The sequence below is a fragment of the Streptomyces sp. NBC_00045 genome, assembly GCF_045041095.1.
GTDB lineage: Bacteria > Actinomycetota > Actinomycetes > Streptomycetales > Streptomycetaceae > Streptomyces.
Map to the genome: position 1 here is coordinate 3,659,392 of NZ_CP108271.1, position 17,612 is coordinate 3,677,003.

14 protein-coding genes are annotated in these 17,612 nt (G+C 73.3%); 4 read left to right on the forward strand and 10 right to left on the reverse strand.

Annotated elements, in window-relative coordinates:
* Positions 1 to 112 precede the first annotated feature (112 nt).
* Together OHA65_RS16990 and OHA65_RS16995 are read left to right on the forward strand one after the other, a co-directional pair.
* Complete coding sequence (locus tag OHA65_RS16990) at positions 113 to 955, forward strand: ABC transporter ATP-binding protein (RefSeq protein ID WP_327283951.1); 843 nt, start codon at positions 113 to 115, stop codon at positions 953 to 955.
* Positions 952 to 2,610 (forward strand): transporter, encoded by a 1,659-nt coding sequence (locus OHA65_RS16995; RefSeq protein WP_329313834.1) that lies wholly within the window; start codon positions 952 to 954, stop codon positions 2,608 to 2,610. Before OHA65_RS16990 ends, OHA65_RS16995 begins: the two co-directional genes overlap by 4 nt.
* A gap of 86 nt (positions 2,611 to 2,696) precedes the next feature.
* Here OHA65_RS16995 and OHA65_RS17000 read toward each other — a convergent pair whose 3' ends face one another.
* Together OHA65_RS17000 and OHA65_RS17005 are read right to left on the reverse strand one after the other, a co-directional pair.
* On the reverse strand, positions 2,697 to 3,581 hold the full coding sequence (locus tag OHA65_RS17000) for an alpha/beta hydrolase (RefSeq protein ID WP_327283953.1): 885 nt from the start codon (positions 3,579 to 3,581) through the stop codon (positions 2,697 to 2,699).
* Positions 3,582 to 3,888: 307 nt separating this feature from the next.
* Positions 3,889 to 4,581, reverse strand: coding sequence for a metal-dependent transcriptional regulator (locus OHA65_RS17005; RefSeq protein WP_327283954.1), 693 nt, complete (start codon positions 4,579 to 4,581; stop codon positions 3,889 to 3,891).
* A gap of 210 nt (positions 4,582 to 4,791) precedes the next feature.
* On the opposite strand from OHA65_RS17005, the gene OHA65_RS17010 reads away from it, so the two are divergent.
* Complete coding sequence (locus OHA65_RS17010; RefSeq protein ID WP_327283955.1) at positions 4,792 to 5,547, forward strand: SIS domain-containing protein; 756 nt, start codon at positions 4,792 to 4,794, stop codon at positions 5,545 to 5,547.
* Positions 5,548 to 5,561: 14 nt separating this feature from the next.
* Here OHA65_RS17010 and OHA65_RS17015 read toward each other — a convergent pair whose 3' ends face one another.
* Complete coding sequence (locus OHA65_RS17015) at positions 5,562 to 6,902, reverse strand: PAS domain-containing protein (RefSeq protein WP_328763081.1); 1,341 nt, start codon at positions 6,900 to 6,902, stop codon at positions 5,562 to 5,564.
* 377 nt (positions 6,903 to 7,279) lie between these two features.
* The gene (gene pdxH / locus OHA65_RS17020; RefSeq protein WP_371643877.1) at positions 7,280 to 7,933 is read right to left on the reverse strand and encodes a pyridoxamine 5'-phosphate oxidase; all 654 of its coding nucleotides are present in this window, start codon (positions 7,931 to 7,933) and stop codon (positions 7,280 to 7,282) included.
* Positions 7,934 to 8,141: 208 nt separating this feature from the next.
* On the opposite strand from pdxH, the gene OHA65_RS17025 reads away from it, so the two are divergent.
* A complete protein-coding gene (locus tag OHA65_RS17025; RefSeq protein ID WP_329313836.1) occupies positions 8,142 to 9,248 on the forward strand; it encodes a citrate synthase 2 in 1,107 nt (368 codons plus the stop codon).
* Positions 9,249 to 9,363: 115 nt separating this feature from the next.
* On the opposite strand, the gene OHA65_RS17030 is transcribed toward OHA65_RS17025, so the two are convergent.
* The 6 genes from OHA65_RS17030 to OHA65_RS17055 form a co-directional block, all read right to left on the reverse strand.
* Positions 9,364 to 9,981, reverse strand: a complete 618-nt coding sequence (locus OHA65_RS17030; RefSeq protein ID WP_327283958.1) for a TetR/AcrR family transcriptional regulator — start codon at positions 9,979 to 9,981, stop codon at positions 9,364 to 9,366.
* Positions 9,969 to 10,706 carry an enoyl-CoA hydratase family protein gene (locus tag OHA65_RS17035; RefSeq protein WP_327283959.1) on the reverse strand — a complete coding sequence of 246 codons (738 nt, stop codon included), beginning with the start codon at positions 10,704 to 10,706 and terminating at the stop codon, positions 9,969 to 9,971. The genes OHA65_RS17030 and OHA65_RS17035 overlap by 13 nt, the downstream gene beginning before the upstream one ends.
* Before the next feature lie 423 nt (positions 10,707 to 11,129).
* Entirely contained in the window at positions 11,130 to 12,290 is a 1,161-nt protein-coding gene (locus tag OHA65_RS17040) for an acyl-CoA dehydrogenase family protein (RefSeq protein WP_327283960.1), read from the reverse strand.
* A complete protein-coding gene (locus OHA65_RS17045; RefSeq protein WP_405762088.1) occupies positions 12,287 to 14,260 on the reverse strand; it encodes a biotin carboxylase N-terminal domain-containing protein in 1,974 nt (657 codons plus the stop codon). Before OHA65_RS17045 ends, OHA65_RS17040 begins: the two co-directional genes overlap by 4 nt.
* A gap of 8 nt (positions 14,261 to 14,268) precedes the next feature.
* Complete coding sequence (locus OHA65_RS17050) at positions 14,269 to 15,867, reverse strand: carboxyl transferase domain-containing protein (protein ID WP_329313838.1); 1,599 nt, start codon at positions 15,865 to 15,867, stop codon at positions 14,269 to 14,271.
* Positions 15,864 to 17,579, reverse strand: coding sequence for an acyclic terpene utilization AtuA family protein (locus OHA65_RS17055; RefSeq protein WP_329316388.1), 1,716 nt, complete (start codon positions 17,577 to 17,579; stop codon positions 15,864 to 15,866). Before OHA65_RS17055 ends, OHA65_RS17050 begins: the two co-directional genes overlap by 4 nt.
* Between the last annotated feature and the right edge of the window lie 33 nt (positions 17,580 to 17,612).

The window sequence follows — 17,612 nt, forward strand, 5'->3', positions numbered from 1 at the left end:
GGACAGGGATATTCCTGTACGGAAACTCATGACATAAGTAACTGCCCAGCCTCTCCCCACCCTCCTATCGTGAAGGAGCACGACCACGGGGAACAGAAGGAGAGGCAGGCGCATGCCGGACCAGGCAGTTGCGACGGGTGGGACGGACGGACCGGACGGCGCGCACACCGCGCCGTCCGTCGGACGGGCGGCAGTGCGGGTCGAGGGCCTGTGGAAGCGCTTCGGCGAGCAGGTCGCGGTCGCGGGGATCGACCTGGAACTGCCCGCGGGCAAGTTCATCGGCCTGGTCGGCCCGAACGGTGCGGGCAAGACGACGACGCTGTCGATGGTGACCGGGCTGCTCCGCCCCGACATGGGGCGGGTCGTCGTCGCCGGGCACGACGTGTGGAGCGACCCGGTCGAGGTGAAGCAGCGGATCGGCGTGCTGCCGGAGGGCCTGCGGCTGTTCGAGCGGCTGTCGGGGCGCGAACTGCTCGGCTACATGGGCCGGCTGCGCGGGCTGCCGGGCGAGGAGACCGACAAGCGGGCGACGCAGCTCCTGGACGTCCTGGACCTGGCGGGCTCGCAGCACAAGCTGGTCGTGGACTACTCGACGGGCATGCGGAAGAAGATCGGCCTGGCCGCCGCCCTGCTGCACAACCCCGAAGTGCTGTTCCTGGACGAACCGTTCGAGGGCGTCGACCCGGTGTCGGCGCAGACCATCCGCGGAGTGCTGGAGCGGTACACCTCCTCCGGCGCCACGGTCGTCTTCTCCTCCCACGTCATGGAGCTGGTCGAGTCGCTGTGCGACTGGGTCGCCGTCATGGCCGCCGGCCGGATCCGCGCCGCGGGCCCGCTGGCCGACGTACGGGGCGACGCGCCCTCGCTGCAGGCCGCGTTCCTGGAGCTGGTCGGCGCGGGCGGGCGCGACGCGGGCGACTCCCTGGACTGGCTCGGCGGGCAGGCGGGCCGATGAGCGCCGCATCCGCCTCCGCTCCGGCGGCCGCCGCGGCCGTCCCGCCGGCCGCGGCTCCCGCGGTCAACCTGACCCCGGTCTTCGTCCGCCTCAAGCTCTCGCTGATCCGCAACGGGCTCAAGGGCTCGTCGAAGCGCAAGGCCGCGTACTTCACCTCGCTGGCGTTCTCGCTGGTGGTGGCCTTCTTCGCGATGCTCGGCCTGGCCGTGCTGCACGGCAACCCGCACGCGGGCACGGCCGTCGTCATGCTCGCGGCGATCCTGGCGCTGGGCTGGACGTTCATGCCGCTGTTCTTCCCCAGCGGGGACGAGACGCTCGACCCGAGCCGGCTGGTCATGCTGCCGCTGCGCCCGCGTCCGCTCGTCCGGGCCCTGCTGGCCTCCTCGCTGGTCGGCATCGGCCCGCTGTTCACGGTCTGCCTGGCGGTGGGCTCCGTGGTGGCCGTCGCGCGGGGCACGGCGGGCATCATCGCGGCCGTACCGGCCGTGCCGCTCCTGGTGCTGGGCTGCGTCACGCTGGCCCGCGCGGTGGCCACGGCCAACGTCCGGCTGCTGACCAGCCGCAAGGGGCGCGACCTCGCGCTGCTCAGCGGCCTGCTGATCGCGATCGGCGCGCAGGTGGCGAACTTCGCCAGCCAGCGCCTGTTCCAGGCGGGCGGGCTGGCCCAGCTGGAGCCGGCCGAGGCCGTGGTGCGGTGGCTGCCGCCCGCGACGGCCGTCGGCATGGTGGACTCGGCGAGCAAGGGCTCGTACGGCGTGGCGGCGGGCCAGCTGGCCGTGACCGTCCTCGCGCTGGTACTGCTCCTGCGGTTCTGGGAGCGGAGCCTGACCACTCTGATGGTCACCCCGGACGGCTCGACGATCGCGGCGGCGAAGCCGTCGGCGAAGCGGACGTCCGCGGGCGGCGACGGCGTCTGGGCGTTCCTGCCGGCCGGGCGGACCGGCACGGTCATGCAGCGCACGCTGCGGTACGTGGTCCGCGACCCGAAGACGAAGTCGGCGTGGGTCACGGCCCTGGCGGTCGGCCTGATCATCCCCGTCTTCAACGCCCTCCAGGGCACGGGCTCGGTGTACCTGGCCTGCTTCGGCACGGGCATGCTCGGCGTCCAGATGTACAACCAGTTCGGCCAGGACACCTCGGCGTTCTGGATGGTCGCGCAGACCATCTCCACCCCGCGGGACGCGTTCGTGGAGCTGCGCGCCCGTGCGTACGCCCTGGCCCTGGTCACCGCTCCGTACACGGTCCTGGTCACGGCGGTCACGGCGGCGCTGCTGCACGACTGGAGCGTCCTCCCGGCGGGGCTCGGGATGAGCCTCGCCCTACTCGGCTCGATGCTGTGCACGGGTGCGCTGGCCTCGGCCCGCTTCCCGTACTCGATCCCCACGGACGGCGCGTTCAAGAACGTGGCCCCGGGGCAGGCCGGGCTCGCCTGGGCGGGCATCTTCGGCGGCATGTTCGCCTCGGCGGTGATCTGCTCCCCGGTGATCGTCCTGGCGGTCTACCTGAACGTGGCGGACCAATCGTCCCTCGCCTGGATCCTGCTGCCGCTGGGCGCGGCCTGGGGCACGCTGGCCGCCTGGGCGGGTCTGCGGCTGGCGGCGCCGACGGTGGCGCGCAAGCTGCCGGAGATCCTGCTGGCCGTCAGCAAGGGCTGACCACCGGGTCCGGCACGGCTGCGGGTGGGGGGTGACGGGCTGCTGCCCGTCACCCCCCACCGTCGTACGGCGCCCTGCGGGCCCCGTCAGGACGCGGCGGCCCTGACCCCGTCGAGGAAGGGTTCCAGGGCGGCGCGCCAGGCCGTCGGCTGGTCGTAGTGGAGGTAGTGCCCGGCGTCGGGGATCTCGGCGTACCGGCCCGCCGGGAGGACCCGGACCATCTCCTGGGCCTCCGCGCGGCCCAGTTCCCCGTCCAGGCCGCGGACGACCAGGGTCGGGCAGCGGACCTGGGCCAGCTCCTCCCAGTGCGCGTCGTGGACCCAGGTCTCGCGGGCGGTCAGCATCTGGCGGCGGGAGAACACGGGCCGCCAGCCGTCGGACGCCTGGTGCATCACCTCGGCGAAGAAGGCGCCGCGGCCGGGGTCGGGGCGTTCCACCCGGGGGTCGTCCTCGCCGAACCAGCGGCGGGCGGCGTCCTGGGTGGGGAAGGGGACGGGCCAGCGCCGGAACCAGTCCTCCCACTCCTGCTGGGAGGCCTCGCCGAGGGCGGAGGCACGCATGTCGCAGATCACCAGGGCCTCGACGAGGTCGGGGCGGCGGGCGGCGAGCTGCCAGCCGGTGAGGGCGCCCATGGAGTGGCCGATCAGCGTCACGGGGCCCAGGCCGAGCTGCTCGATGACGGCCTCGGCATCGGCCACGAACGCGTCACGCCCCAGGAGGGTCGCGACGCCCGGGCCCGCGGCGGGGCGGGCGCTCTGGCCGTGGCCGCGCTGGTCGAGGGCCACGACGCGGCGGTTCTCGGCGAGCCAGCGGGCGGTGCCCGCCCAGTGGAAGGCGCGGCCCATCAGACCGTGGAGTAACAGCACCCGGGGCATGTCGGGATCGGGGGGCGCGTTGGTGGCGGATTCGCGGAACTCCCAGGCGGCCAGGCGCACACCGTCGGCCCCTGTCACATCGATGCGCTGTACCACGGCAGATGCACCCCCTTCGCTCGCGGCCAGACTATCGAACCCACATTCGAAAACCGGGTTCTCGCCGTCAACACCGCTCTTTCGAGTGACCTTGCTCAAGGATTGGCCGCCGCTGCCGATGGAGATCCTTTCAACAGGGAGGCGGGCCGCTCGGGGAAGACGGTCCGAAGGGGATGACCTTGAGAGCTCGGGGCTCCAGGTCAGCAAGGGGAGGACCGGTCCCGGCGCCGCAAGGCGCCGGGACCACCCATGTCCACCACGCGTGATCCCCCTCGTGCCGCCGGCGTACTGACGACCGGCGCTCGGCTCAGCGCTTGGCCACGAACACGTGCGAGGCGATCTCCGCGTCCAGCTCGGCGGCCTCACCACCGCTGCCGACCAGCACGCCGCCCGGCGACTCGGTCACGCTGACCACCGAGCCGGGCTGCACGCCCGCCCGCCGCAGCGTGTACATCAGCTGGGCGTCCGTCTGGATCGGCTCCCCGATCCGGCGCACGACGACGGTCTTGCCGTCCGCGCCCGGGTCCAGCTCCGACAGGCTGACCATGCCGTCCTCCAGGAACGGGTCCGCCTCCGCCTTCTCCCCGAGCTCCTCAAGGCCCGGGATCGGGTTCCCGTACGGCGACTCGGTCGGGTGGCGCAGCAGCTCCAGCACCCGCCGCTCCACCGCCTCGCTCATCACGTGCTCCCAGCGGCAGGCCTCGGCGTGCACCTGCTCCCACTCCAGGCCGATGACGTCGACGAGCAGGCATTCCGCGAGCCGGTGCTTGCGCATCACGCGCGTCGCCAGCCGCCGCCCCTCCTCCGTCAGCTCCAGGTGCCGGTCGCTCGCCACGCCCACCAGGCCGTCCCGCTCCATGCGCGCCACCGTCTGGCTCACGGTCGGGCCGCTCTGGTCGAGCCGCTCGGCGATGCGGGCGCGCATGGGGACCACGCCTTCCTCTTCCAGTTCGAGGATGGTGCGGAGATACATCTCCGTGGTATCGATCAGTCCGGACATTCGTGCCCCTCGGATATCGTGCGCTGGCCCTGCCCCCAATTCTGACGCATCGCACGGACAACCGTCCCGTGCCGGACGTCAAGCCCCGCCCGGGACATCCCCCGACGCCTTGGGCCCGGGATTGACGTTCGTATTGACACGCCCTTGGTCCAGACCGCACGGTGAGCGGCGGACACGGACGAACCCCACCTCTGGAAGGGCCATCGGCGTATGAGCGAGAGCAAGCTGGCCGGTCAGTTCCTCGACGCCGCGATCGGCCTCCTGGAGCGGGTGCGCAGCGAGGAGGCCGGGCCCATCGCCGAGGCCGGCGCCGCCGTCGCCGAGGCGGTCGCCGCCGGGAACCGGATCTTCGTCTTCGGCGCCGGGCACTCCTCCCTCCCCGCCCAGGACGTGGTCTACCGGGCCGGCGGACTCGCCCTGGTGAACTTCCTCGCCGTCCCCGGCACCGTGGGGATCGACGTCATGCCGGCCACCCTCGGCAGCGCGCTGGAGCGGGTCGACGGCCTCGCCGGCGCGGTCCTCGACAGCAGCCCTGCCGCCGACGGCGACGTCCTCGTGGTCATCTCCCTCTCCGGGCGCAACGGCCTGCCGGTCGAGATGGCCATGAACGCGCGCGCCATCGGCATGAAGGTGATCGGGCTGACGTCCGTGGCGTACGCGACGGAGACGAGGTCGCGGCACGCTTCCGGCACCTTCCTCAAGGACCACTGCGACATCGTCCTCGACAGCAAGATCACGGTCGGCGACGCCGAGCTGAGCCTCGACGGCATCGACGCCCCGTTCGCACCCGCCTCCACCGTCGTGACCAGCGCGATCATGCAGGCCGTGATGGCGGCGGCCGCGGGCGAGCTCGTCTCCCGCGGCATCGAGCCCCCGCTGCTGCGCTCGGGCAACGTCGACGGCGGACACGAATGGAACGGCCGCGTCCTCCAGGAGTACGGCGACCGGATCTTCTTCCGCCACTGAGCGCAAGACGGGCCCTAGTCGGGGCGCGGCCCCTCGTCGCGGGTCCGGGGCCAGGCGCCCAGGTCCAGATCGGCCGCGACCCGGGCCGCGACCTCCTCCGCGTACGCCGCGTCCGTCTGCTCGAACGCGGCCCGCGAGGCACCCCGTACGAAGGTCAGCGCCCCCAGGGTCCGGCCCCGGCTGCGCAGCACCGTGCACAGCGCGTGCGCCGCGTCCTGCGGCCACTGCCGCTCCCGCGCCCAGCTCCCGCCCGCCTCCCCGCGCGGGGCGCTGGTGCGCACCGACCCGATGCGGTCCAACGCCTGCAGCGCCGGGTGCCCGGGCCCGTAGCGGGCGGCGCTCGCCCCGGTCGTCGCACCCGCCAGCAGCGGCGGCGACGCGGCGACCCGTACGAGCCGCCGGCGGTCCGGATCGGCCGATTGCTCCAGTACGTCGAGCAGCGCGTGCTCCGCGAAACCGGCCAGGGCGAAGTCCAGCCGTACGGCGGCCGCCTCGGCCGGGTCCTCGCACTCGGCGGCAGCCCGGCCCGAACGGTGCAGCTGACCGGCCCGGAACCGCAGTTGCGCCGTGTCCAGGGCGGCCTGCCGGGACTCGGTGACGTCCTGGAACAGCCAGCCGACCCCCAGCGGCACCGGTTCCTCCGCCAGCGGGGAACCCAGCCGCAGGAACCCGGACCGCCAGCACCGCCTCCGCACCCCCTCCGGCGTGCGGACGGACACCCACAGCTCGGCGGGCGCGGGCGGGGACCCCTCGGCGAGCACGTGCTGGAGGGCCCCCTCCAGCTCCTCGACTCCCTGGACCAGCAGCTCTCCCAGGGGCCGGCCGAGGAGCGCGGTGCGCCCCGATCCGAAGGCACGGGCGGCGTGCGCGTTGACCACGGCCGGCCGCAGGTCCACGTCGACGAGGACCACGCCCCAGGAGGCGTCGTCCATCAGCGCCTCGCTCAGTGCGATGGACCGTTCCAGGTCGATCTGGGCGTGCACCTCGCTGAAGGCGCAGTACACCCCGGCGGGTTTCCCGTCCGCCCCGGGCACCCCGGCGGACTGGGTCCGCACCAGCACCCGCCCGCCCTCCTTCGTCACCAGGGCGAACTCGTGCACCTGGCGCCCGGGCACGTCCTGGGCGGCCATGAGCCGCTCCTCCACGTCCTGCGCGTCGGCCGCCCGCACGGCCCAACCGGCGAACCCCTTGCGCCCGACCGCCTCGGCGGCGGTCCAGCCGAGGATCCGCTCGGCCTCGCGGTTCCAGTGCGTGATCACGCCGTCGGCGTCGAACGCGCACAAGGCCGCGTCCATCCCGTCCAGCAGCGCTGCGAGCAGATCGTCGGTGGTCTCACTACGTCCGAAAGCACTCACCTGGCACCCCCTGCAGGTGTTCGCGTGTGCGGCACGTCAGATCATTCAACTGGAACGTGACGCAGCCCACACCGCATTCCCCGAATCGCCCCGAAATAAATCACTTGAGGACCCCGGGAGACAGTTCTAGGCTCTGCCGTACACGAGAAGGGAGGTGGTTCCCGAAATGTACGGAAACCGGACGCGTGAGGTGGCTGCGGGCTAAGGGCCCGTCGTCGCACGCACCCAGTGCGGTGCCCGGCGGGAACGCCAGGCGCCAATCCCAAGCAGTCACCCGACCCGCGGGCTCGCCGGTACGTCCGGCCGGCTCCTCTCACTGCAGGAGAGGAACCCGAGCCCGCGGGTCGTCTGCGTTCCCGGCCCGATCCGGACACGTCCTAGGGGCAGAGGCGCTCCAGGCGCCACTTCCCGCCCTCCCTGACGTACCGCAGGCGGTCGTGGAGGCGGTTCTCGTGGCCCTGCCAGAACTCCATCCCGTCGGGAACGATCCGGATGCCGCCCCACTCGGGCGGGACCGGGACCTGCTCGTCCTCGGGGTAGCGCTCCGCGAGTTCCGCGTAGCGGCGGTCGAGCTCGGCGCGGGAGTCGATCACCCGGGACTGCTCGCTGGCCCAGGCGCCCAGCTGGGAGCCGTGCGGACGGGAGCGGAAGTACGCCGCCGTCTCGTCCCGGCCGATCCGGGAGGCCGTGCCGGTGACGATGACCTGGCGGGCGATGGGGTGCCAGGGGAAGAGCAGGGCGACGTGCGGGTTCGCGTCGATCTCGCGGCCCTTGCGCGAGCCGTAGTTCGTGTAGAAGACGAATCCCCGCTCGTCGAACTGCTTCAGCAGCACCGTGCGGGAACTCGGGCGGCCGTCGGGGGTCGCGGTCGAGACGACCATCGCGTTGGGCTCGAAGAGGTGCGAGTCGGCGGCCTGCTGGAACCACTCGGCGAACTGCCGCATGGGGTCCGCGGCGAGGCTCGCCTCGTGGACGATCTCCGAGCGGTACTGCTTGCGCATCGTGGCGGGGTCAATGTCCTGGTCGGTCACACGGTCATCCTGCCGCAGGAGTGCTTGCGGCAGTGTGCCGTATGTCACGCTTCCGCCTGCCATCCGGAACCGCCAAAATCTTGGGGCCGGTCCGGAGGTCCCCACACGGGTGACCGACGGCCGTGCCGGGCATCAACGGGGATGACCGCGCCGGACCGCGAGTCACGCCGGGAGCCGCGCGTGTTCGCACTATCTGAGGAGCCGCCTGATGTCCGACTTCGTACCCGGGCTCGAAGGGGTCGTCGCGTTCGAGACCGAGATCGCCGAACCGGACAAGGAAGGCGGATCGCTCCGCTACCGCGGGGTCGACATCGAGGACCTCGTCGGGCACGTCTCGTTCGGCAACGTCTGGGGCCTGCTGGTCGACGGGGCGTTCAACCCCGGCCTGCCCGCCGCCGAGCCGTTCCCGATCCCGGTGCACTCCGGTGACATCCGTGTCGACGTGCAGTCCGCCCTCGCGATGCTCGCCCCCGTGTGGGGCCTGAAACCGCTGCTCGACATCGACGAGAAGACCGCCCGCGACAACCTTGCGCGCGCCGCCGTGATGGCGCTGTCGTACGTCGCCCAGTCCGCGCGCGGGCAGGGCCGGCCGATGGTGCCGCAGAGCGAGATCGACAAGGCCGAGTCCGTGGTCGAGCGGTTCATGATCCGCTGGCGGGGCGAGCCGGACCCGAAGCACGTCAAGGCCGTCGACGCGTACTGGACCTCGGCCGCCGAGCACGGGATGAACGCCTCGACGTTCACCGCGCGGGTGATCGCGTCGACCGGTGCGGACGTCGCCGCCGCCCTGTCGGGTGCCGTCGGTGCCATGTCCGGGCCGCTGCACGGCGGCGCGCCGTCCCGCGTCCTCGGCATGATCGAGGAGATCGAGCGCACCGGCGACGCCGTGGCGTACGTGAAGAAGGCCCTGGACAAGGGCGAGCGGCTGATGGGCTTCGGGCACCGCGTGTACCGGGCCGAGGACCCGCGCGCCCGGGTGCTGCGGCGTACCGCCAAGGAGCTGGACGCGCCGCGCTACGAGGTGGCCGCCGCGCTGGAGAAGGCCGCGCTGGAGGAGCTGCACGCGCGCCGCCCCGACCGGGTGCTCGCGACGAACGTGGAGTTCTGGGCCGCGATCATGCTGGACTTCGCGGAGGTCCCGGCGCACATGTTCACCTCCATGTTCACCTGCGCCCGGACCGCCGGATGGTCGGCGCACATCCTGGAGCAGAAGCGCACGGGCCGCCTGGTGCGCCCGTCGGCCCGGTACATGGGCCCGGGCCGGCGCAACCCGCAGGAGATCGAGGGTTACGCCGACATCGCCGACACGGCCTGATCGTTCGCCGTGCCGTCAGGGCGCCGCATCCCGCACGTACGGGGTGCGGCGCCCTCGGCGTTCCCGGGCGTTCCGGGCTCTACCGGGCGGTCCCGGGTCCCGGGCTCGCGCGGGTTCAGCCGAGCGTGGCGTCCAGGATCCGGGACCACTGGGCGACCACGCGGGCGCGGCGGGCCGTGTCGTCCGTCAGCACGTTGGCCAGGCCCAGGCCGCGGGCCATGTCGAGGAGGCCCTGCACGGTTTCCCGTACGCCCGGGACGGACTCGTCCGCGCCGAGGAGTTCCACGGCGATGCGGTGGGTCTCGCGGCCCACGCGGGCCTCCAGTTCGGTGACTTGGGGGCGCAGCTGCTCCTCGTTGGAGGCGGCGACCCACAGCTGGAGGGCGGCGCGGAAGAGGGCTCCGGTGTAGAGGTCGACGATGGCTTCGACGACGGCGGGGCGGGCGGCGGGTCCGGCCTGGAAGAGGTCGCGCAGGGCGGCGGAGCGTTCCTCGGCGACGTGGGCGACGGCGGCGGTGAACAGGTCCTCGCGCGTCGGGAAGTGGTACTGGGCGGCGCCGCGGGAGACGCCCGCGCGTTCGGCGACGACGGCGACGGTGGAGCCGGCCCAGCCCTGTTCGGCGAGACAGGCGACGGCCGCCTCCAGCAGGTGGCGGCGCGTGACCCGGCTGCGGGCCTGCTTGGGCCCGGGTTGGGCGGCGGTCGCGGGCCGGGCGTCGGTCACAGGGCCCACGCCGGGTCCCGGCGCTCGAAGCGGGCGGTGATGCCTTCTCGGGCTTCGGCGGAGCCGAAGTGGTGCGCGGACAGCTCCGTGAGTGCGGCGCCGTCGGTCGCGAGGACGGCCCGGACCGGGGCGGTGAGCAGTTCCTTGGTGGCGGCGAGGGCCTGCGGGCCGGCCTTGCGCAGGCCCGCGAGCACGGGGGCGAGGACCTGGTCGACGTCGTCGCCGTGCAGGGTGAGCAGGCCGATGCGGGTGGCTTCGGCGGCGTCGAACGCCTCGGCGGTGAGGAAGTAGCGGGCGGCCGCGCGCGGGTCCAGCCGCGGGAGCAGCGGCGCGGAGATCACGGCGGGGACCACGCCCAGGTGGGTCTCGGTGAAGGCGTACGTGGAGGACGGCCCGGCGGCGGCGATGTCGCAGACGCCGAGGAGGCCGAGGCCGCCCGCCCGGACGTGGCCGGTGACGCGGGCCACGACCGGCTTGGGGAGTTCGGCGATCTCGCGGAGCAGGGCCAGGAAGTCGGCAGGGTCGCAGGGGGACTTCAGGTCCGCCCCGGCGCAGAACGTGGTGCCGGTGTGGGTGAGGACGATGGCCCGGGCCTCCGCGTCCGCCGCCGCCGCGGCGAGGGCCGCGCGCAGCTCGCCGACGAGGTCCGCGGAGAGCGCGTTGCGGTTGGCCGGGGAGTCGAGCGTGAGGGTGGTGATGCCAGGCGCTCGCGCGGCGCCGACTGGGCGGGTCATGCGGTGTCCTCCGGAGGTTGTGCGGGTGATGTGGATCGTGCCACCGCGCCGACCGGCCCGGCAGCCCTCCCGGGCCTCCCGGCCCGGTACGGCCCATTGCGGCCCGTTCGCCCGGGCACCGGCCGGCGCGCCCGGCAACCAACGCGCGGGCGCCCCTGCAGGGCCGGACCCATTGTCCGGGCCGCCGCGGGCGGGTGCGGCTCTTCGTGCCGGGGCCCCGGCCGACCGGGCCCGGGGCGCCTGGTACCGGCCGACGCGGCCCGACGCCGGCGATCGCCGGGCCCGGGCGCCCAGGCAGGACCCGACCCCATTCTCCGGGCCGCCGGGGCTGGGGCCGGGGCCAGGCCGTCCCTTTCGGATCGCGCTCCCTCCGCTACCGCTGGGAGGCGCCCCGGGCCGGCTGCCTGATCCGAAAGAGACGGCCTAGTAGGACTTGGGGAGGCCGAGGGTCTGGTGGGAGATGAAGTTGAGGATCATCTCTCGGCTGACGGGGGCGATGCGGGACACCCTGGAGGCGGTGATCAGGGCGGCCAGACCGTATTCGCGGGTGAGGCCGTTGCCGCCCAGGGTGTGGACGGACTGGTCGACCGCCTTCACGCAGGCCTCGGCGGCGGCGTACTTGGCCATGTTCGCGGCTTCGCCGGCGCCCGTGTCGTCGCCCGCGTCATACAGGTGTGCGGCCTTCTGCATCATCAGGCGGGCGAGTTCGAGGTCGATGTGGGCGGCGGCGAGGGGGTGGGCGATGGCCTGGTGGGCGCCGATCGCCTCCTTCCAGACCTGGCGGGTCTTCGCGTAGTCGACGGCCTTGTCGAGGGCGTGACGGCCCATGCCGATGGCGAAGGCGGCGGTCATGATGCGCTCGGGGTTGAGCCCGGCGAAGAGCTGGAGCAGGCCGGCGTCCTCGTCGCCGACGAGGGATTCGGCGGGCAGCCGCACCTCGTCCAGGACCAGTTCGAACTGCTTCTCCGCCGCCTGGAGTTCCATCTCGATGACGGAGCGGGAGAAGCCGGGGGTGTCGCGCGGCACGATGAACAGGCAGGGCTTGAGGCTCCCCGTCCGGGCGTCTTCGGTGCGCCCCACGATGAGGGTGGCGTCGGCGATGTCCACGCCGGAGATGAAGACCTTGCGCCCGGTCAGCACCCACTCGTCGCCCTCGCGGCGGGCGGTGGTGGTGATCCGGTGGGAGTTGGAGCCGGCGTCGGGTTCGGTGATGCCGAAGGCCATGGTGCGGCTGCCGTCGGCGAGGCCGGGCAGCCAGGCCTGCTTCTGGGCCTCGGTGCCGAAGCGGGAGATGACCGTGCCGCAGATGGCGGGCGAGACGACCATCATCAGCAGGGGGCAGCCGGCGGCGCCCAGCTCTTCGAGGACGATGGAGAGTTCGGCGATGCCGCCGCCTCCGCCTCCGTACTCCTCGGGGAGGTTGACCCCGAGGTAGCCGAGCTTGGCGGCGTCGGCCCACAGCTCGTCGGGGTGGCCGCCCTCACGGGCGACGCGGGCGAGGTAGTCGCGCCCGTAACGCTGCCCGAGGGCGGCGACGGCGGCGCGCAGGGCCTTGTGCTCTTCGGTTTCGACGACGGAGCTCATGCTGGCGTTTCCTCCTGGACTACGGCGAGCAGGGCGCCGAACTCGACCTGGTGGCCGAGCGTGGCGTGGAGCGCGGTGAGCGTGCCGGAGGCGGGCGAGACGATGCGGTGCTCCATCTTCATGGCCTCCAGCCAGAGCAGGGGCTGCCCGGCGGTGACCGCGTCGCCGGGGGCGAGGCCCTCGGCGACGCGGACGACGGTGCCGGGCATGGGGGCGAGCAGGGAGCCGGGTTCGGTGCGGTCCTGGGGATCGGCGAACCGGGGGACGGGGGTGAGGGTGTGCGCGCCGAGCGTGGAGTCGATGTACGTCTCGGCCTGCGCGCCCTCGGCGTTCGATTTGCGTTTCACGTGGAACATCCGGCGGACGCCCTCGACTTCGAGGCTGACGCGCCCGGGTTCCACGGAGAGGACTCGAACGCCGGGGTGGTCCACGAGCTCCGGGGGTCCGCTGCGGACGGGCCGGTAACGGACCTCGTACGCGGTGCCGGCCGCGCTGTAGCGGCGGATCTGCGGCTGGGAGCGGAGGTTGCGCCAGCCGCCGAGCCGGGTGGCGAGCGGGGCGTCCGCGGCCGGTGCGGCGGCGGCGAGCGCGGCGGCGACCGCGGACAGGGTGGCGTCCGGGGCGCCTTCGGTGAGGGACCCGAGGTGGCGTTCGTAGAACCCGGTGTCGAGCCGTGCCTCGGCGAACTCCGGGTGGCGCAGGGAGCGTACGAGGAGCTCCCGATTGGTGGTGAGACCGTGGATGCGGGCTCCGGCCAGGGCGTGGGCGAGGACGCGGACTGCCTCGGCCCGGGTGGGGGCGTGGGCGACGACCTTGGCGAGCATCGGGTCGTAGTGGACGCCGACGGTGTCCCCGTCGGCGAATCCGGTGTCCACGCGGACCTTCCCCCCGGCTTCGCCGAGGGGACCCCCGCCGGGGACGTCGAGGGTGTGCAGGACTCCGGTCTGGGGGCGCCAGTCCTGGGCGGGGTCCTCGGCGTACAGGCGGGCCTCGACGGCGTGGCCGGTGGGCTCGGGGGGTGTCAGCGGCAGGGCCGCACCCTCGGCGATGCGCAGTTGCAGGGCGACGAGGTCGAGTCCGAAGACGGCTTCGGTGACGGGGTGTTCCACCTGGAGGCGGGTGTTCATCTCCAGGAAGTACGGCCGCCCGTCGGCGGCGACGAGGAACTCGACGGTACCCGCGCCCTGGTAGGAGACCGCGCGGGCGGCGGCGACGGCGGCCTCGTGGAGGGTGGTGCGCAGGGTCTCGGGGAGTGCCGGTGCCGGGGCCTCCTCGATGACCTTCTGGTGACGGCGCTGGAGGGAGCAGTCGCGGGTGCCGAGTGCCCAGACGGTTCCGTGGGAGTCGGCGAGGATCTGGACCTCGACGTGGCGGCCGCGCTCGACGTAGGGCTCGGCGAAGACCTCGCCGTCGCCGAAGGCGGAGGCCGCCTCGGCGGAGGCCGCCTGCATCTCCTCCTTGAGGGTGTCGAGGTCGCGTACGACGCGCATGCCGCGTCCGCCGCCGCCCGCGGCGGCCTTGAGGAGAAGGGGCAGGTCGGCGGCGGTGGCAGCAGCCGGGTCGACGGGGTCGAGGAGCGGGACCCCGGCGGCGCGCATCAGCTCCTTGGCCCGGGTCTTGGAGGCCATCGCCTCGATGGCTTCGGGCGGCGGGCCGATCCAGGTGAGTCCGGCGGCGGCGACGTCGCGGGCGAAGCCTGCGTTCTCGGACAGGAATCCGTAGCCGGGGTGGACGGCGTCCGCGCCTGCGGCGAGGGCGGCCTTGATGACCAGGTCGCCGCGCAGGTAGGTGTCGGCGGGGGCGGCGCCGGGCAGGCGCACGGCCGCGTCGGCCTCCCGTACGTGCAGGGCGTCGGCGTCGGGGTCGGAGTGGACGGCGACGGTGGCCAGGCCCAGGGCGCGGGCGGTGCGGAAGACGCGGACCGCGATCTCACCGCGGTTGGCGACCAGGAGGGAGGTCAGGTTCGTCATGTGCGGGCTCACATCCGGAAGACGCCGAAGCCGCCGCGGGCGCCCTCGACGGGGGCGTTGTGGACGGCCGACAGGCACAGGCCGAGGACGGTACGGGTGTCGCGCGGGTCGATGACCCCGTCGTCGTACAGCCGCCCGGACAGGAACATCGGCAGGGACTCGGACTCGATCTGCGCCTCGACGAAGGCGCGCATGCCGGCGTCGGCCTCTTCGTCGTACGGCTGTCCCTTCGCGGCGGCGGACTGGCGCGCCACGATGGACAGGACGCCGGCGAGCTGCTGGGGGCCCATGACGGCGGACTTGGCGCTGGGCCAGGCGAAGAGGAACCGCGGCTCGTAGGCGCGGCCGCACATGCCGTAGTGGCCGGCTCCGTAGCTGGCGCCGATGAGGACGGAGAGGTGGGGGACGCGGGAGTTGGAGACCGCGTTGATCATCATCGAGCCGTGCTTGATGATGCCGCCCTGCTCGTACTCCTTGCCGACCATGTAGCCGGTGGTGTTGTGGAGGAAGAGGAGCGGGATGTCACGCTGGTTGGCCAGCTGGATGAACTGGGCGGCCTTCTGTGATTCGGCGCTGAACAGCACGCCCTGGGCGTTGGCGAGGATGCCGACCGGGTAGCCGTGCAAGGTGGCCCAGCCGGTCACCAGGCTGGTGCCGTAGAGGGGCTTGAACTCGTCGAAGTCGGAGGCGTCGACGATGCGGGCGATGACCTCGCGGGGGTCGAAGGGGGTCTTGAGGTCCGCGGGGACGATGCCGAGGAGTTCCTCCGGGTCGTACTTCGGCTCCTCGGCGCGGGGCGGGGCCGCGTGGGCCCGGCGGTGGTTCAGGCGGGCCACGACCCGGCGGGCCCGGCGGATCGCGTCGTGCTCGTCGAGGGCGTAGTAGTCGGCGAGTCCGGAGGTGCGGGCGTGCATGTCGGCTCCGCCGAGGGACTCGTCGTCGCTCTCCTCGCCGGTGGCCATCTTGACGAGCGGCGGACCTCCGAGGAACACCTTGGAACGGTCCTTGATCATGATGGTGTGGTCGGACATCCCCGGGACGTACGCGCCTCCGGCGGTGGAGTTGCCGAAGACGACGGCGACGGTGGGGATGCCGGCGGCCGAGAGCCGGGTCAGGTCGCGGAAGATCGCCCCGCCCGGGATGAAGATCTCCTTCTGGGAGGGGAGGTCGGCGCCGCCGGACTCGACGAGGCTGATGCACGGCAGGTTGTTCTGGCGGGCGATCTCATTGGCCCGCAGGGCCTTCTTGAGCGTCCAGGGGTTGGAGGCGCCGCCGCGGACCGTGGGGTCGTTGGCGGTGACCAGGCATTCGACGCCCTCGACGGTGCCGATGCCGGTGATCATGGAGGCGCCGACGGGGTAGTCGCTGCCCCAAGCGGCGAGCGGGGACAGCTCCAGGAACGGGGTGTCCGGGTCGAGGAGCAGCTCGATGCGCTCGCGGGCGAGGAGCTTGCCGCGGTCCTTGTGGCGGGCCGTGTACTTCTCGCCGCCGCCGAGGAGGGCCTTGGCGTGCTCGGCGTCCAGCTCGGCGAGACGGGCGGTGGCGGCCGCGTGGTGGGCGAGGTAGTCGGGGGCGTGCGGGTCTACGGCGGTGGTGAGGCGGGTCATGAGCGGTTCCCCTCCGGGGTGAGCAGGAGGTGGGCGGGAATGTCGACGTGCCGGGCGCGCAGCCATTCGCCGAGGGCCTTGGCCTGGGGGTCGAAGCGGTGCGCGGAGGCGACGCCGGCGCCGAGGATGCCGGGGACGGTGAAGTTGAGGGCGCGGAGGTTGGGGAGGGCGTGCCGGGTGACGGGCAGCGGGCCCGTCTCGGGGAGCAGCGCCTTGAAGGTGTCCACCGTGAGGGTGGTGTGGAGCCAGTCCCAGGCGTCGTCGCGTTCGACCCAGACGCCGATGTTGGCGTCGCCGCCCTTGTCGCCGCTGCGGGCGCCGATCAGCGTGCCGAGGGGGACGCGGCGAGTGGGTTGCCCTGCGGGTGCCTCAGGCGGTGCGGTGCGGATGGGTTCCGCCTCCGGACCCCCGTCCCGGGGCTCCGCCCCGGACCCGGCGGGGGCTCCGCCCCCGAGCCCTCCCCCGGCTGCCGCCGGGGTGACCCCCAGGTCCTCGGACGCCGTGCGGGCCGGCACCGCGAGGCGGGTGCCGTCGGGGAGGACCGCCACGTGGGGGACCGAGGGCGCGGGGACGGCCGAGGAGGTGAAGACTCCGTACGGCTGGGCCGGGCCCGGCGGGGTGGTGACGTGGAAGCCCGGGTAGCTGGCCAGGGCGAGTTCGATGGCCTCGGAGGTCAGTGCGCGGCCGACCCGCTCCGGCGAGGGGTCCCGCACCACCAGGCGCAGCAGCGCGCTCGCCGTCTCCTCCGTCGCGGCGTCCTCGTGGTCCGTGCGGGCCAGGGTCCACTCCGCGGTGGCCACCTGGGACAGGGCGTCGGCCAGCTGTGCCCGGACCAGGGCGGCCTTGGCCTCGATGTCCAGGCCGGTCAGGACGAAGACCACCTCGTTGCGCCAGCCGCCGATGCGGGTCACGCCCACCTTGAGGGTGGGGGGCGGGGGTTCGCCGACGACTCCGGTGACGGCCACCCGGTCGGGTCCGGCGTCCGTCAGCCGGACCGTGTCCAGGCGGGCCGTGGCGTCGGGGCCGAGGTAGCGGGGGCCCTGGGTTTCGTAGAGGAGTTGGGCCGTGACCGTGCCGGCCGATACGACTCCGCCGGTACCCGGGTGCTTCGTGATCACCGCCGAGCCGTCTTCGGAGATCTCCGCCAGCGGGAACCCGGGTCGGCGGACGTCGTGCGCGGTGAAGAAGGCGTAGTTGCCGCCGGTGGCCTGGGTCCCGCACTCCAGGACGTGGCCCGCCACCACGGCTCCGGCCAGCCGGTCGTAGTCGTCGGGCGCCCAGTCGAACCACCAGGCCGCCGGCCCGCTGACCAGGGCCGCGTCGGTGACGCGGCCCGTGACGACCACGTCCGCGCCCGCCCGCAGGCAGGCGGTGATGCCGGCGCCGCCGAGGTACGCGTTCGCGGTCAGCGCGCCCTGCGCGAACGGCATCAGGTCATCACCCTCGACGTGGGCGACCGACACCGGGATCCCGGCCTCGGAGGCGAGCATGCGGATCGCGTCGGCCAGTCCCGCCGGGTTCAGGCCGCCCGCGTTGGCGACGATGCGCACCCCCCGCTCGTGCGCGAGGCCGAGGCCGTCCTCCAGCTGGCGCAGGAAGGTCTTGGCGTAGCCGAGGCCGGGGTCCTTCAGTCGGTCGCGGCCGAGGATCAGCATGGTCAGCTCGGCGAGGTAATCGCCGGTCAACACGTCCAGCGGGCCGCCGGTCAGCATGTCCTCGAAGGCGCTGAAGCGGTCGCCGTAGAA